General features: G+C 72.2%; 15 protein-coding genes. 3 read left to right on the top strand and 12 right to left on the bottom strand.

Going from position 1 to position 13,639, the window contains the following annotated elements:
* Positions 1–80: 80 nt before the first annotated feature.
* Positions 81–581, top strand: a complete 501-nt coding sequence (locus EPA64_RS01425) for a hypothetical protein (RefSeq protein WP_134724445.1) — start codon at positions 81–83, stop codon at positions 579–581.
* 7 nt (positions 582–588) lie between these two features.
* Here the strand turns inward: EPA64_RS01425 and EPA64_RS16620 are convergent, their stop codons facing one another.
* The 6 genes from EPA64_RS16620 to EPA64_RS01395 form a co-directional block, all read right to left on the bottom strand.
* Positions 589–1,665 carry a Hint domain-containing protein gene (locus EPA64_RS16620; protein WP_246026554.1) on the bottom strand — a complete coding sequence of 359 codons (1,077 nt, stop codon included), beginning with the start codon at positions 1,663–1,665 and terminating at the stop codon, positions 589–591.
* A gap of 126 nt (positions 1,666–1,791) precedes the next feature.
* Complete coding sequence (locus EPA64_RS01415; RefSeq protein ID WP_134724742.1) at positions 1,792–2,553, bottom strand: ABC transporter permease; 762 nt, start codon at positions 2,551–2,553, stop codon at positions 1,792–1,794.
* Positions 2,554–2,558: 5 nt separating this feature from the next.
* On the bottom strand, positions 2,559–3,485 hold the full coding sequence (locus tag EPA64_RS01410) for an ABC transporter ATP-binding protein (RefSeq protein WP_134724444.1): 927 nt from the start codon (positions 3,483–3,485) through the stop codon (positions 2,559–2,561).
* 63 nt (positions 3,486–3,548) lie between these two features.
* Positions 3,549–4,337, bottom strand: coding sequence for a lysophospholipid acyltransferase family protein (locus EPA64_RS01405; protein ID WP_134724443.1), 789 nt, complete (start codon positions 4,335–4,337; stop codon positions 3,549–3,551).
* The gene (locus EPA64_RS01400) at positions 4,337–5,233 is read right to left on the bottom strand and encodes a cell division protein FtsX (protein ID WP_134724741.1); all 897 of its coding nucleotides are present in this window, start codon (positions 5,231–5,233) and stop codon (positions 4,337–4,339) included. Before EPA64_RS01400 ends, EPA64_RS01405 begins: the two co-directional genes overlap by 1 nt.
* 125 nt (positions 5,234–5,358) lie before the next feature.
* Entirely contained in the window at positions 5,359–6,033 is a 675-nt protein-coding gene (locus EPA64_RS01395; RefSeq protein ID WP_134724442.1) for a cell division ATP-binding protein FtsE, read from the bottom strand.
* A 128-nt stretch (positions 6,034–6,161) separates the two neighbouring features.
* Between EPA64_RS01395 and EPA64_RS01390 the strand changes: the two genes are divergently transcribed.
* Both EPA64_RS01390 and EPA64_RS01385 read left to right on the top strand, forming a co-directional pair.
* Positions 6,162–6,881, top strand: coding sequence for a zinc-ribbon domain-containing protein (locus tag EPA64_RS01390; protein ID WP_134724441.1), 720 nt, complete (start codon positions 6,162–6,164; stop codon positions 6,879–6,881).
* A 235-nt stretch (positions 6,882–7,116) separates the two neighbouring features.
* A complete protein-coding gene (locus tag EPA64_RS01385) occupies positions 7,117–7,314 on the top strand; it encodes a hypothetical protein (RefSeq protein WP_134724440.1) in 198 nt (65 codons plus the stop codon).
* A gap of 264 nt (positions 7,315–7,578) precedes the next feature.
* On the opposite strand, the gene EPA64_RS01380 is transcribed toward EPA64_RS01385, so the two are convergent.
* The 6 genes from EPA64_RS01380 to argH form a co-directional block, all read right to left on the bottom strand.
* Positions 7,579–10,119 carry a DUF4175 domain-containing protein gene (locus EPA64_RS01380; protein WP_246026553.1) on the bottom strand — a complete coding sequence of 847 codons (2,541 nt, stop codon included), beginning with the start codon at positions 10,117–10,119 and terminating at the stop codon, positions 7,579–7,581.
* A 104-nt stretch (positions 10,120–10,223) separates the two neighbouring features.
* Positions 10,224–11,489 (bottom strand): diaminopimelate decarboxylase, encoded by a 1,266-nt coding sequence (lysA, locus tag EPA64_RS01375; RefSeq protein ID WP_134724439.1) that lies wholly within the window; start codon positions 11,487–11,489, stop codon positions 10,224–10,226.
* Entirely contained in the window at positions 11,489–11,740 is a 252-nt protein-coding gene (locus tag EPA64_RS01370; RefSeq protein ID WP_246026552.1) for a DUF2834 domain-containing protein, read from the bottom strand. Before EPA64_RS01370 ends, lysA begins: the two co-directional genes overlap by 1 nt.
* 8 nt (positions 11,741–11,748) lie before the next feature.
* Positions 11,749–11,970: a hypothetical protein gene (locus tag EPA64_RS01365; protein WP_134724438.1), complete on the bottom strand. Its 222-nt coding sequence runs from the start codon at positions 11,968–11,970 to the stop codon at positions 11,749–11,751.
* 69 nt (positions 11,971–12,039) lie between these two features.
* Positions 12,040–12,195: an argininosuccinate lyase gene (locus EPA64_RS01360; RefSeq protein WP_134724437.1), complete on the bottom strand. Its 156-nt coding sequence runs from the start codon at positions 12,193–12,195 to the stop codon at positions 12,040–12,042.
* Positions 12,192–13,619 (bottom strand): argininosuccinate lyase, encoded by a 1,428-nt coding sequence (gene argH, locus EPA64_RS01355; protein ID WP_134724436.1) that lies wholly within the window; start codon positions 13,617–13,619, stop codon positions 12,192–12,194. The genes EPA64_RS01360 and argH overlap by 4 nt, the downstream gene beginning before the upstream one ends.
* Positions 13,620–13,639: the final 20 nt, after the last annotated feature.

Genomic DNA, 13,639 nt, shown 5'->3' with positions numbered 1-13,639 from the left:
GGGGTCGCGGATGGCAGGCGCGCGGCACGCTCGCGCAAGCGTGGCTTTTCACGCGGGCGCGCGCGCGGCAGGATGGCGGCATGATCAGACACCTGTTCCTCGTCGCCGCGCTGACCCTGTCGGGCCTGTCCCCCGCCGTCGCGGCCCAGTCGCCCGTTCCCGCCGATCGCGCCCATGCGGGCGGGACGGCCGCGCTGCATCTGGCCGCCACGCGCGCCAAGCCGATCCTGATCGTCAACGACAAGGGCGGCAACGTCATGGCGGCCGTGCAGCGCCGCGCCGAGCTTGAGGCGTCCGGCCGCCCGGTCGAGATCCGGGGCTATTGCCGGTCGGCCTGCACGCTGTATCTGACGATGCGGAACGCGTGCCTCGGTCCGAACGCCATCGTGGGCTTTCACGCGCCCCGCCTGCCCGGCACGCGCATCATCCCCCCGCTGGTCGATCAGATCATGGCCGCCCATTACCGCAACGGCGTGTTGCGGAAATGGAACGCCGAATGGCGCCACGACCTGAACATGACCAAGCTGAAGGCGCGGCAGGTCAAGGCGCTGGACCCGCAGATCAGGCTGTGCGCCCGCTAGGCCGCCGTCAGGCCGGCGCGCTGACCAGCGGCTTGTCGTTGCGGACCGCGCGTTCCACCATCTTGCGCGCGCGGCGGCCCGGCAGGACCGGCCGCGCCGTCGGCCGTTCGTCGCCGTTCGCCCCGGCAAGGTCGGGAAAGATCGCCAGCAGGTCGTCCCGCGCGGCCGGGTCCATCGCCGCCAGCGCGGCCGGCCCCGCGTAAAGCGATTCCGCCTCGGCCCCGTTGGCCAGCACGATCTCGTGCGCGTCGAACATCAGGTGCCAATAGGCGACGCCACCGGCCGCCGGGGCGCGGTCCACGCCGGGCAGGTCCAGCAGGTGGATCGCCGGGACCAGCACCTCGGGCGAACCTGCCATCCGCTGGGCGATGGACGAGCGGATCAGGATACGGTGCTGGGGCGAGACGACCAGATCCTGCGCGGGCAGCCCGCGCCCCAGCGCGCCCGCCGCGATCCGCACGGGGACAAGCTGCGGCTGCCGCTGCAGGGTCGCCCCGTCAAGGCGGCGCCCGCCCAGCCAGCGCAGCGGCTGCAGCCCGTGGTCGCGCGTCACGATCAGGTCGCCCACCCGCAGACGCTGGACCGGACGCGGCCCGTCCGCCGTCTCGATCATGGTGCCGCTGGCAAAGCACATGACGAAGACGCGTTCGTCGGTGTCGATCATGTCCGCGGGGATGTAGATCTCAGGATAAATGTTGTCGACCTGGTATGAGAACAACTGCCCGGCCTTGGGGTCGACCTGAGTGCCAGGCGGAATATAGCCATCTATCGGCACCCAAAGGCGCAGCGTCGTTCCGTCCCCGCCGGTCATCGTCAGCACCGTCGATGGAGACGAGCCGAACCCGTTTCCCAGTTCGTAGACGCCGTCAACCCAGTGGATATTGGCGACCTTGTAATCGACGTCCTTGACCGTGATCGTGTCGCCCCGCGACACCCGTCCGGCAGTGACATTCTGGACCGTCAACCCGGGCAGCGTCCGCGACATTTCGCCGTCCGCGATCATCTCCGAGTGCATGGGGACGATGAGTTCACCGGCAGCTGGCATCCCGTCCAGCAGAATGCTTGCGTTGTAAATGGTGAACACGGCCCGCCCCTTCAACTTTTAGTTGTCTTTGAGTTGCACAATGTCCTTGATTTTGCTAAATACAAGCAATTTCAGCAGGCCGCGAAAAACAACCTGCAGAAGAGTCACGGCGGCCACATCCCCGCCTCAGTCGCGCAGCCGCCAGCCCGTCGCGAAAATCCAGCGGATCACCGCCAGGCAGACGACGATCATCGCCGTCACGGCGACCAGCGACAGCCCGACGGGGACGTCGGCAAAGTCGAAGAACGACCAGCGAAACCCGGAAATCAGGTGCAGCACCGGGTTGAACCGCGCGATGGCGTCCCACGGCTGGGGCAGCATCGACGCCGAATAGAACGCGCCCCCCAGAAAGACCAACGGCGTGATGACCATCAGCGGCACGATCTGCAGCTGTTCGAAGTTGCGCGCCCACAGCCCGACGATGAACCCCAGCAGGGAAAATCCGACCGCCGTCAGGATCAGGAATGCCAGCATCCAGACCGGGTGCGCGACATGGGCGCCGACAAAGAAAAAGCTGGTCAGCAGGATGACCAGCGCGATCAGCACCGCCTTGGCGGCCGCCGCCCCGACGAAACCCAGCGTCACCTCGATCCAGCCGGTGGGCGCGACCAGATATTCATAGATCGTGCCCGAGAACTTGGGGAAATAGATGCCAAAGCTGGCGTTCGACACCGACTGCTGCAGCACCGTCAGCATCATCAGGCCGGGCACGATGAACGCGCCATAGGCCACGCCCTCGATCGACTGGATGCGCCCGCCGATCGCCGCGCCGAAGACGATGAAATACAGCACCGTCGAGATCACCGGCGAGGCCAGCGACTGCCAGATCGTGCGGAAGAACCGCGACATCTCGTGGTGGAAGATGGCGCGCACCGACGGCCAGTTGATCGCGGTCATGCGTTCTCCTCCAGCAGCGACATGAACACCTGCTCCAGCGAGGATTGCCGCGTCGCCACGTCGCGCACGCCCACCCCGCCCGCGTTCAGCTCGGCCAGCAGGCGGCCGATGCCGGTGCGTTCGGCCCGCGCGTCATAGTCATAGGTTAGCACCCTGCCGTCGTCGGACAGCGACAGCCCCCCTTCGTCCCAGCCGGGGGGCAGGCCGTTCAGGGGGCGGTCCAGTTCGACCCGCAGCTGCTTTCGGCCGAACTCGCCCATCAGCTCGGCCTTGGGGCGCACCAGCAGCAGGCGGCCCTTGTCGATGACCCCGATGCGGTCGGCCATGTCCTCGGCCTCTTCCAGGTAATGGGTGGTCAGGATGATGGTCACGCCCTCGGCGCGCAGGTCGCGGACGACCTGCCACATCTCGCGGCGCAGATGCACGTCCACGCCCGCGGTGGGTTCATCCAGGAACAGCACCTTGGGCCGGTGCGACAGCGCCTTGGCGATCAGCACCCGGCGCTTCATCCCGCCCGACAGCTCGCGCGTTTTCGCGTCGCGCTTGTCCCACAGCGCAAGGCTGCGCAACAGCTTTTCCAGGTGCGCCTCGTCCGGCCCCTCGCCGTAAAGCCCGCGGGTGAAGCGGACCGAGTCCGCCACCTTCTCGAACGGTTCCAGCGCGATTTCCTGCGGCACCAGCCCGATCAGGCGGCGCGCCGCGCGCCACTGGCTGCGGATGTCGTGACCGCCAACGCGGACCGTGCCCGATGTCGGCACGACCAGCCCGCAGATGGTGGAAATCAGCGTCGTCTTGCCGGCTCCGTTCGGTCCCAGCAGGGCCAGGATCTCGCCCGGTTCGATGGTCAGGGACACGTCGTCCAGCGCGTGGGTGCCGCTATCGTAACGCTTGGACAGGTGGTCGATCTCGATGATGGGGGGCATCGCGCGGGCTCTGGCTGCGGGGAACCGCCAAGGGCTAGGCGCGGGGGCGCGCGATGTCCAGTGTCATGCGACGTGCGGGCGCGCCGGCAGCGCCAGCCCCGCCTCGGCCATCAGCCGGTCCGAGGCGGCCTCGACCTCGGCCTCGACCCGCGCCAGCAGGTCGGCGGGCGGCAGGCCGGGGGGGATCGGGGGCAGGAACTCGATCACCGCGACGCCGGGGCGGACGCGCAGTCCCTCGCGCGGCCAGAACATGCCGCAGTTCACGGCCACCGGCTGGCAGGGCAGGCCCGTCGCCTGATACAGCGTGGCGACGCCCGCCTTCCACGGGCGGCGGGTGCCGGGGCGCGTTCGCGTGCCCTCGGGATAGATGATCAGCTGGCCCAGGCCCTGCGCCATTGCCGCGTTGACGGCGCGGATCATGGCGTTGCGCGCCTCGGCCCCGCGGCCGCGGTCGATGGGGACGGACCCGACCTCGCGCGCGAACCAGCCCATGATCGGCACGCGCATGATTTCCTTTTTCATGACAAAGGCGCGCTGCGGGCAGGCGTCCGAGATCGCCAGGATGTCGAGGAAACTTTGGTGCTTGGCCGCCACGATGCAGTCGGCGGCGGGCGGCGTGCCCCGCACCTCGACCCGGACGCCGAAATGCCAGCGCGCGGCGCGCAGCATATGCGCGATCCAGACGGTCGCCACCCGCTGCGCCCCCTGCCGCCCGCCGGTCAGGGCCTTGGGCAGTCCCCAAATGCCCAGCACCAGCGTCGCCAGACTGACGTGCAGGTAATAGGTCAGCGTCCGCAGCCACCACAGCGGCCCCAGCCGGCCGGGACGGTAATCCGGCGCCCGGCCCGCCATCAGCGCAGCCCGCGCAGCATCCGCAGCGCGGCGGCCCGCGTCGCGGCAAAGCCCAAGGCCGCGCCGATCACCGGCACCAGCAGCGGCCACAGCCAGCCCCAGCCGGCAAAGCCGAGGCCGGTCAGGAACCCGCCCGCCGCCTGCATGTCGGGCAGCGCGGCGATCGCGGCCATCCCCGCCAGCGTGCCCACCGCCGCGCCGCCCGCGGCCCGGCGGGTAAAGCGGCGCACGAATGCGGTCGCGATGGTCAAATCGCGCGCCCCGATCAGGCGCATGACGCGGATCACCTGCCCGTTCGCCGCCAGCGCCGCCTGCGCGGCCAGCGTCAGCATCGCGGCCGAGGCGGCGGCGATCAGCCCCAGCGACAGCCAGCCCAGGATGCGCAGCCTTGCGGCCGCGCCGATCAGCGGGCGGCGCCATTCGGTGTGGTCGTCCAGCACCGCGCCGGGCGCCTCGCCAGCCAACCGCAGGCGCAGGGCCTGCGCGTCGAACCCGGCCGACTGCCGCACCTCGATCAGGCGGGGGATGGGCAGCGCGTCGACCGGCACGTCGGGGCCGAACCACGGCTCAAGCAGGGCGCCGACCTCGTCCGCGGGCAGCTCGCGCGCGGCCTCGACGCCGGGGATGGTGGCCAGCGCGGCCATCACGGCGGCGGTCTGCGCGTCCAGCTCGGCCGCGGGGGCCGACACGCGGATGGTCAGGGTCTGGGCCAGCCCCTCGGCCCAGCGGTCGGCCAGCCGGCCCGTGGCCAGCGCCAGCGCCAGCGCGAACACGGCCAGGAACGCCATCACCCCCGCCGTGAACATGGTCAGCCGCGCGGTCGCGCCGCTGGGCGGCACGATGCGGTCGGCAATGCCGGCCTGACGCCCGATCAGCGCGCGGCCCAGCGTCCGCAGGTCCAGCGCGCGCAGATCGGTGCGGGCCTGCCGCTGGCGGGGGGCAGTGGCGGGTGCCGGATCGGGTGCGCGCGCATCCTTGGCGTCCCCGTTCGGGATCTCGTCGTTCGGGATGTGGTCGGCGCTCACAGCTCGGCCCCCGCGCTTTGCAGCCGGCCGCCCGCGATCCGCAGCACCCGCGCCGACACCTGCTGCTTGGCGGCGCGGATCAGGTTCAGATCATGGGTGGCGACCAGCACCGTCTTGCCCGACCGGTTCAGTTCGACCAGCAGCTGCAGCAGCCGCATCGACATGTCCCAGTCCAGGTTGCCCGTCGGCTCGTCCGCCAGGATCAGGTCGGGCGACAGGATCACCGCGCGGGCCAGCGCCGCGCGCTGGCGTTCGCCCCCCGACAGCGCGGGCGGCAGGGCGCGGGCGTGGCCGGTCATCTGCACCCAGGCCAGCAGGTCGCGAATGGCCTGCATGTCGACGGGTTCGCCCGACAGCACCATCGGCAGGGCGATGTTCTCGGCGACGGGCAGATGGTCCAGGAACTGCGCGTCCTGCTGCACGACCCCCACCCTGCGGCGCAGCGAGGCGATGGCGTCGCGGCCCAGCCCCGCCACGTCCTGGCCGAACGCCACCAGCTTGCCCGCGGTGGGCAGCAGGTCGGCGATGCACAGCCGCAGGAACGTGGTCTTGCCCGACCCGGACGGGCCGGTCAGGAAGTGGAAGGATCCGCGCGGCAGGCTCAGCGATATGTCGTGCAGCAAGTCACCCCCGCCGCGATAGCCGAACGCCACATCCCGCATCTCGATCACGCCCGCACCTCGCTCGCCCGGCACTCCTGGTCGGCTCTGCTTGGCGACCGGACCGGGCGTTGATAGAACGTCCGTGCGGCAATGAAAACCACGGGCCTTCGGGTGCCGGCCGGACGGGGACGGGACGAATGCGGCTGGTCTGCCCGCGCTGCGGCGCGCAATACGAAATCGACGCCGCCGCGATCCCACCGCAGGGCCGCGACGTGGAATGTTCGTCCTGCGACCACGTCTGGCGGGCGACCCGGCCCTTTGACCCGGCCGCGCGCCCGACGCTCAGCCGGCCGCTGAACGATTCGGTGCTGGACATCCTGCGGCAAGAGGCCGCGCGCGAGCTTGAGGCCCGCGCCGCCGAGCGTGCCGCCGAACGCGCGGTGGAACGCACCACCGCCGCGCTGGTCCAGTTCCAACGCCCGCGCGAAGGGGCGGCGGGGCCCGATGCGGGGGCGAATACCTCGACTGCCCCGCCCTCCTCTCTGACGACAGCGCCCGCCGTGCCCGCAACGGTCGCGCACGTGCAGTCGCTTGCGCCCGCCGGGACTGAGGACACGGACGCCAAGGGACCGAAGGACCGCCGGGATGCGTCCGCAAGGGGCGAGACAGCGGACACGCACGCTGAGGGGCCGGAGGTCCGCCCCGCCTTGTCCGCACCGGGCGAGACGCCCGTCGCGCCGGGCACGCGGCCACTGGTCGCCCCGGCCGCCCGGCCATTGGACGACACCCTGCCCGGCGGGCTGGCCCGCGACGACATCCCGCCCCGCCGGATCGCGGCAGGGACGCCGCCCGCCCCGCAGGCCGCGCGCGCTGGACGCCCCGCCCGACGACGCGCTGTCCGGCGGGCGGGCGGGTGACGACCTGCCGCCCCGGCATAGCGCAGCCGAACCGCTCCGCAGCCCCGATCCCGCCGATCTGCTGGACGATCCGGGCAGCCCGGCCGCGCCCGACGCGCCGCCGCAGTTGTCGCTGCCCCGCGCGCCGCAAGCCGTTGCAGCGGCCCCGCATTACCCCGCTGCGCGACCCACGCCGCGGGCACCCGCTGCGGCCCGCGGCCGCCGCCGCCACGACGCCGGCTTTCACGTCGCGGTCATGGTCGCGCTGGTGGCCGTTGCGCTTTACGCGCTGGCGCCCCGCCTTGCCGACCAGGGGCCGCTGGGCGCGCAGCTGATGGGCTGGCGCGAGCAGGTGAACGCCGGCCGCGACTGGCTGGAGCTGCGCGGGGATCACCTGCTGCAGGACGCCACCGACAGGGTGCGTTCGCTGTCCGACCAGGGTGCGAACCCCTGAGCTGGATTCCGTTGATTGCGGTGGCGTGATTCACTCGGCCAGAAGAGGACCGGGGATGGCGCGCTTTGATCTGACGGATGTCGACCGGGCGCTGATCCAGCCGCTGTTCCCGAACAAGCCGCGCGAGGTGGCGCGGGTGGATGACCGCAGCATGCTGAACGGGATTTCCTGAGCCTGCGCGGCAGCTTTGCCGCCAGCAGACCGGCGGGGCCAGCCCCCCGCCGTCCGGCCCGCTCACGCCGGACCGCGCGGCGTGTCTTTTCCTCAGAACCTGTCCAGCAGCCGTCCCAGATAGTCGCGTTCGTCGCGGGGGCGGTCGGGCTGGCCGCTGCGGCGGCGGATTTCGTCCTGCAGGTCACGGGCGCGGCCGGTGCCGTCCTGCGCGTCGGCCAGCGCGTCGCCCGTGGTCACGTTGCCGCCCTGCCCGCCGATGTCGCGGCCCAGCGGATCGCGGCCCGGGCGCAGGTCGCCCCGGCCCTGCCCCCCGTCGGCCCGCGCCGCGCCCTGCTGGCCGGGCGTCTCGCCCTGTCCCTGCTGGCCCTGTCCCTGCTGGCCCTCTCCCTGATCGCCCGACTGGCCTTCGTTCAGGTCGTTCAGCGCGCGCATCCCCTCGCGCATCGCCTCGATGGCGTCGGCCTGGCGGTCCATCGCGCCGGCCGGATCGCCGTCGCGCAGGGCGTTCTCGGCGTCCTCCATCGCGCGGCCGGCCTCGTCCAGCTGGCGGCCGGCGCGGTCGCCAGCCTCGGTCCCGCGGCCCGGCAGCAGGCCGCGCTGGCGGCCCAGCTCCTCTCGCAGGGCGCGCTGCCGGTCGGCAAGCGAACCCCCGCCCTGCTGACCTCCGCCCTGTTGTCCCTGCTGGCCGTCGCCCGGCTGACCCTGGCCCTGCTGCCCCTCGCCCTGTTGGCCCGGCTGCTGCCCATCGCCGGGCGTGCCGCCCTGCTGCCAGTCGCCCAAGGGATCCTGCGCTTGCCGCATCGCCTCGTCCGCCAGACGCTGCTGCTCGCGCAGCGTCTCGGCCAGCCGGCCCGAGGGGCCGCCCTGCCCCTCTCCGCCCTGGCCCTGCGTGACCTTCAGGTTTTCCATCATGCGGTTGAACTGCTCCAGCAGCTCGGCGGCCTCGGCCATGCGACCCTCGTTCATCAGGCGCTGGATCTCGTCCATCATCTGCTGGATCTGGTCGCCGGTGATCTGCTGACCCTGCTGGCGGGGCGAGCGGTCGAAGCGGTCGGCGGGATCGGCGCCCTGCTGGGCCAGCATGTCGGTATAGGCGTCGGTCGCGGCCTTCAGCTCGTCCATCAGCTTCTGGATCTCGTCGGGGCTGGCGCCGTTGCGGATCGCCTCGGACAGCCGTTCCTGCGCCTGCTGCATGCGGGCCAGCGCGTCGGGCAGGCCGCCATCCTCGATCGCCACGGCGGCGGTCCACAGCGCCTCGGCCAGACGGTCGCGCGTCTCGGGCGACAGGGGGCCGGCCTCAAGCGCGGTCACTGCCCCGGCGACCGCGCGCGCGGTGTCGGGGCTGATGCCGTCGCCAGGCTGCCACACCGCGGCGCGCAGCAGCTGCGCGCTGCGCCGGGCGTTCGCCCGCGACCACAGCAGGTCGCGGCGCAGTTCGACCAGCGCCGCCGCCAGCGGGTCGAAAAAGCGCCGCCCCGGCAGGATCATCGCCGCCGCAGGGGTCTCGGCCGCCTGCCCGATGCCGTCCGCCACCGTCAGCCGCAGCGTCACCGGCAGGTTCGCCCACGGGTGGCGGGCCAGATCGGCGGCCAGCGTCGCGGTCACGTCGCGCCGGGCGCCCGCGCCGGGCAACGGCAGGTCCAGCGCCAGCGCGTCGCGGGGTTCCGGGTCGGCGGCCAGCCCGTGGCGGCGATCCACCGCCGCCAGATCCAGCGTCAGCACAGCCTGCCCCGTGGCGATGCCGTTGTCGTCGCTGGCCGAAAACCCCTGCACCAGCCGCCCGTCCGCGCGCCGTTCGGCCAGCGCCGCCAGCGTCACCGCCGGGGCCGCGTCGGGCAGCACCGTCACGGCAAAGCTGCGGCCGCCCACCGTGACCGTGCCATCGCGCTCGGCCGTGAACTCGGGCATCTCGGGGGCTGCGTCGCCGGCGGGGGGACCGATGTCCTGCGTCACGCCCTGGCCGTTGCCATACAGCCGGAACGTCAGGACCGAGCCTTCGGGCACGGTCAGCGCGTCGCCCGGCAGCGCGTTCAAATAGATCGTCGGCCGCCGTGTATAGGCGGGGGGCGCGGCCCACCCCTCCCACGAGGGGCCGGCGGCGGGCGCGCTGCCCGCTCGGGGCGCGGGCTTCCATGTGGCGGCCAGCGCGGCCAGCCCCTGCCCCGCCGGTCCGGCCCCGCCAAAGATCGCGGCCATGCCCACCGCGGTCAGCGCCACCAGCCGCAGCGCAAAGGGATCGCGGCGGGTCAGCCCGGCGTCCGGGGCGACCGGCCGGGCGCGGGCGGCGGCGGCGCGGGCGGCGTCCAGATGGGCGCGCCACAGCCCGTCCGCCGCCTCGCCGCCCAACGCCATGCGGTCGCCCAGCGCCGACAACGGCCGGCCCGGCAGCGCCGCATCGACCCGCGCCAGCGCGGCGTCGGGAACGGGCCTGCGGAACCGCCCGGCGCCCCATGCCACGGCCACGGTCAGCGCCCCGCCCCACAGCGCCAGCCCCAGGGCCAGCGCGCGGGCGGGCAGCGGCGCGACCAGCCCCAGCGCCAGCGCCGCAAGCGCCAGCCCGGCAAGGCTCAGCGCCAGCCAGAAGGCGCGCAGCCCCGCCTCGTACCACAGGCCCCACAGCGTCCAGCGCACCGCGCGCCGGGCCTGCGGGGGCGCGGCCCGCGCCACCCCGCCCGTGCCGGGCAGCGCCCCGTGGTCCGGCGCCGGCCCAGCTTTCCCGCTGCGCCAGCGCCGTCTCACAGCCAGGCCGGGATGCTGTCGCGGGCCAGCATCTCCTCGATCGTGGGGCGGGCGCGGATCAGCGCCCAGCGGTCGCCGGACACCAGCACCTCGGGGACCAGGGGGCGGGTGTTGTATTCCGACGCCATGACCGCGCCATAGGCCCCGGCCGACCGGAACGCGACCAGATCGCCCTGACCCAGCGCCGGCAGCTGCGCGCCGCGGGCGAAGGTGTCGCCCGTCTCGCAGACGGGACCGACCACGTCCACCGGGGACACGGCCGCGCCGACCACCGGCTGGCGCACCGGGATGATGTCGTGGTGCGCGTCATACATCGCGGGCCGGATCAGGTCGTTCATCGCGGCGTCGAGGATCAGGAAATCGCGCCCCTCGCCCTGTTTCAGATAGATGACGGACGCCAGCAGCACGCCCGCGTTGCCGGCGATGTTGCGCCCCGGCTCGATCTGGATCTCGCAACCCAGGTCGCCCACCGTCTCGCGCACGACCTGCCCGTATTCCATCGGCAGGGGCGGGGCGGCGTTGTCGCGGCGGTAGGGGATGCCAAGCCCGCCGCCCAGGTCCAGCCGCGCGATGTCGTGCCCGTCCGCCCGCAGCGCCCGCGCAAGGACCGCCAGCTTGGCATAGGCCGCGCGATAGGGTTCCAGGTCGGTCAGCTGGCTGCCGATGTGCATGTCGATGCCGACCACGCGCAGCCCCGGCAGGGTCGCGGCCAGCGCATAGACCTCGCGTGCCCGGGCGATGGGGATGCCGAACTTGTTCTCGGACTTGCCGGTGGCGATCTTGGCGTGGGTCATGGCGTCCACGTCGGGGTTGACGCGCACGGTGATCGGCACGACCGCGCCCATCGCCGCGGCGACGGCGGACAGCGCCATCAGCTCGGCCTCGGATTCGACGTTGAACTGGCGGATGCCGCCGGAAATCACCGACTGCATCTCGTCGCGGGTCTTGCCGACGCCGGAAAACACGATCCGCTCGCCGGGGACGCCGGCGGCGCGGGCGCGGCAGTATTCGCCGCCCGACACCACGTCCATCCCGGCGCCCAGGTCGCCCAGAAGGCGCAGCACCGCCAGATTCGAGTTCGCCTTGACCGCAAAGCAGACCAGATGGTCGGTCCACGCCAGCGCCTGCCGGAACAGGTTGAAATGCCGCGTCAGGGTCGCCGCCGAATAGACATAGACGGGCGTGCCGATGCGGCCCGCGATTTCGGGCAGCGGCACATCCTCGGCGTGCAGGACGCCGCCGGCATAGTTGAAGTGATCCATCAGGCGACTCTGCGGGAACGTAGGAACAGGTATAGGGGCAAGGCGCAGCCAAGGCCAAGCGCCAGCGCGGGCAGCGTGGCCAGCGCGCCCCAGTTGCGGCGCACCATCGTCTCGACCAGGCACCAGACCGCCAGCGCGGCGATGCCCGCCCAGTCGCCCCCGCGCGGCGGGGGCACGCCCGCGATCAGGGCCAGCCCGGCCCCCGCCAGCGCCAGACCCAGCCACAGTGATCGCAGCGGGGTCAGGCCCAATGGCACGGTCAGCGCGGCTCCAGCCCGACCAGATCGGACCCCGACAGCGACACCGGCGCATGCCGCCGGGCCGGGTCATAGACATAGGTGCCCTTCTGGATCATCACCTCGTCCTGTCCGGCTACGGTGCCGCTGCCGCCGCCTCCGCCGCCGCAGGCCGCAAGGGCCGCCAGCAGCGCCGTCGCGCCCGCCGCCCGCAGCCGTGTCGCCGATTTGTGAAACATCGCCATGCTCGTTGTCCTGCCTTTTGCCTCATGAAGCCGTCTCTGCGGCCTTGTTCCTGTTCTTGCGCCCGGCGTTCAGGGCCGGACGCGCGGCGGATCGTCCGCGCCCGGCGCCTCGATCGTCAGGGTGGCGCCGGTCGTGATGCCGCTGTCCGTTCCCGGCTGATGCGGCGGGCCATCGACCCCGCAGGCGGCCAGCGCCAGCATTGCCATGATTGCGACCGCTCTCAACCCCAACCCTCCGTGATGCCGCGCCAGCGGGCGATCTGCGCGCGCACCTGGTCGGGCGCCGTGCCCCCATAGGATTGCCGCGACGCGACCGAGTTGTGAACGCCCAACACGCCGAATACCGCATCCGTGATCGCCGGATGCACCGCCTGCATCTCGGCCAGGGTCAGATCGGGCAGGTCCACGCCCCGCGCCTCGGCCGCCGCGACCAGGCTGCCGGTGACGTGGTGGGCGTCGCGGAACGGCAGCCCGGCCGCGCGCACCAGCCAATCGGCAAGGTCGGTCGCGGTCGAAAATCCCGACGAGGCCGCAGCCTCAAGCCGGTCGCGGTTCACGGTCAGGTCGCCGATCATCCCGGTCATCGCGGCCAGCGCCAGCATCAGCGTGTCGGCGGCGTCGAAGACCTGTTCCTTGTCCTCTTGCATGTCCTTGGAATAGGCCAAGGGCAGTCCCTTCATCACCGTGAACAACGCCACCGCCGCCCCCAGGATGCGGCCGATCTTGGCGCGGATCAGCTCCGCCGCATCGGGGTTGCGCTTTTGCGGCATGATGCTGGACCCGGTGGACCAGCGGTCGGACATGGCGACAAAGCGGAACTGGGCGCTGGACCAGATCACCAGCTCCTCGGCCAGCCGCGACAGATGCGTGGCGCAGATCGCGGCGGCGCTCAGGAACTCCAGCGCGAAATCCCGGTCGCTGACCGCATCAAGGCTGTTCGCCGTGGGCCGGTCAAAGCCCAGCGCCGCGGCCGTTGCGTGTCGGTCGATGGGGAACCCCGTCCCGGCCAGCGCGGCCGACCCCAAGGGCGATTCGTTCATCCGCGCCCGCGCGTCGGTGAACCGCCCGATGTCTCGGCCCAGCATTTCCACATAGGCCATCATGTGATGCCCCCATGTCACCGGCTGCGCGGTCTGCAGATGGGTAAAGCCGGGCATCACCCAGTCCGCCCCCGCCTCGGCCTGCGCCAGCAGCGCCCCGATCAGCGCCCGCAGCCCGTCCACGGCGGCATCGCACTGGTCGCGCACCCACAGGCGAAAGTCGGTCGCCACCTGGTCGTTGCGCGACCGCGCCGTGTGCAGGCGGCCCGCCGGTTCGCCGATCAGCGCCTTCAGCCGCGATTCCACGTTCATGTGGATGTCTTCCAGCGCGGCCTGGAACTGGAACTCGCCGGCCTCGATCTCTGACAAGACGGTGAGCAGGCCTTCCCCGATGGCCGCCGCATCGGTATCGCTGATGATGCCCGTTGCTGCCAGCATCGCCGCATGGGCGCGGCTGCCCCGGATGTCCTGGGCGTAAAGCCGCCGGTCGAACCCGATCGAGGCGTTGATCGCCTCCATGATGGCGTCCGGCCCGGCGGCAAAGCGCCCGCCCCACATGCTGTTCGCGGCCCCGGTCGCGGCATCAGTCGGGGCGGGGCGGTCGGTCATCGTCTGTCCTTCGGAGGTTT

It is taken from the genome of Paracoccus luteus, from assembly GCF_004522155.1.
Taxonomy (GTDB): domain Bacteria; phylum Pseudomonadota; class Alphaproteobacteria; order Rhodobacterales; family Rhodobacteraceae; genus Paracoccus; species Paracoccus luteus.
Note: the sequence above shows the minus strand (reverse complement) of the source record. Positions and strands in the feature narration are given on the sequence as shown.

What these genes read in the sequence shown, in the direction of transcription:
- EPA64_RS01405 (WP_134724443.1), bottom strand. Translation starts at nt 4,337, where the DNA reads ATGGCGGGCCGGGCGCCGGATTACCGTCCCGGCCGGCTGGGGCCGCTG.
- argH (WP_134724436.1), bottom strand. Translation starts at nt 13,619, where the DNA reads ATGACCGACCGCCCCGCCCCGACTGATGCCGCGACCGGGGCCGCGAAC.
- EPA64_RS01365 (WP_134724438.1), bottom strand. Translation starts at nt 11,970, where the DNA reads ATGGCGATGTTTCACAAATCGGCGACACGGCTGCGGGCGGCGGGCGCG.
- EPA64_RS01425 (WP_134724445.1), top strand. Translation starts at nt 81, where the DNA reads ATGATCAGACACCTGTTCCTCGTCGCCGCGCTGACCCTGTCGGGCCTG.
- EPA64_RS01390 (WP_134724441.1), top strand. Translation starts at nt 6,162, where the DNA reads ATGCGGCTGGTCTGCCCGCGCTGCGGCGCGCAATACGAAATCGACGCC.
- lysA (WP_134724439.1), bottom strand. Translation starts at nt 11,489, where the DNA reads ATGGATCACTTCAACTATGCCGGCGGCGTCCTGCACGCCGAGGATGTG.
- EPA64_RS01385 (WP_134724440.1), top strand. Translation starts at nt 7,117, where the DNA reads ATGGTCGCGCTGGTGGCCGTTGCGCTTTACGCGCTGGCGCCCCGCCTT.
- EPA64_RS01410 (WP_134724444.1), bottom strand. Translation starts at nt 3,485, where the DNA reads ATGCCCCCCATCATCGAGATCGACCACCTGTCCAAGCGTTACGATAGC.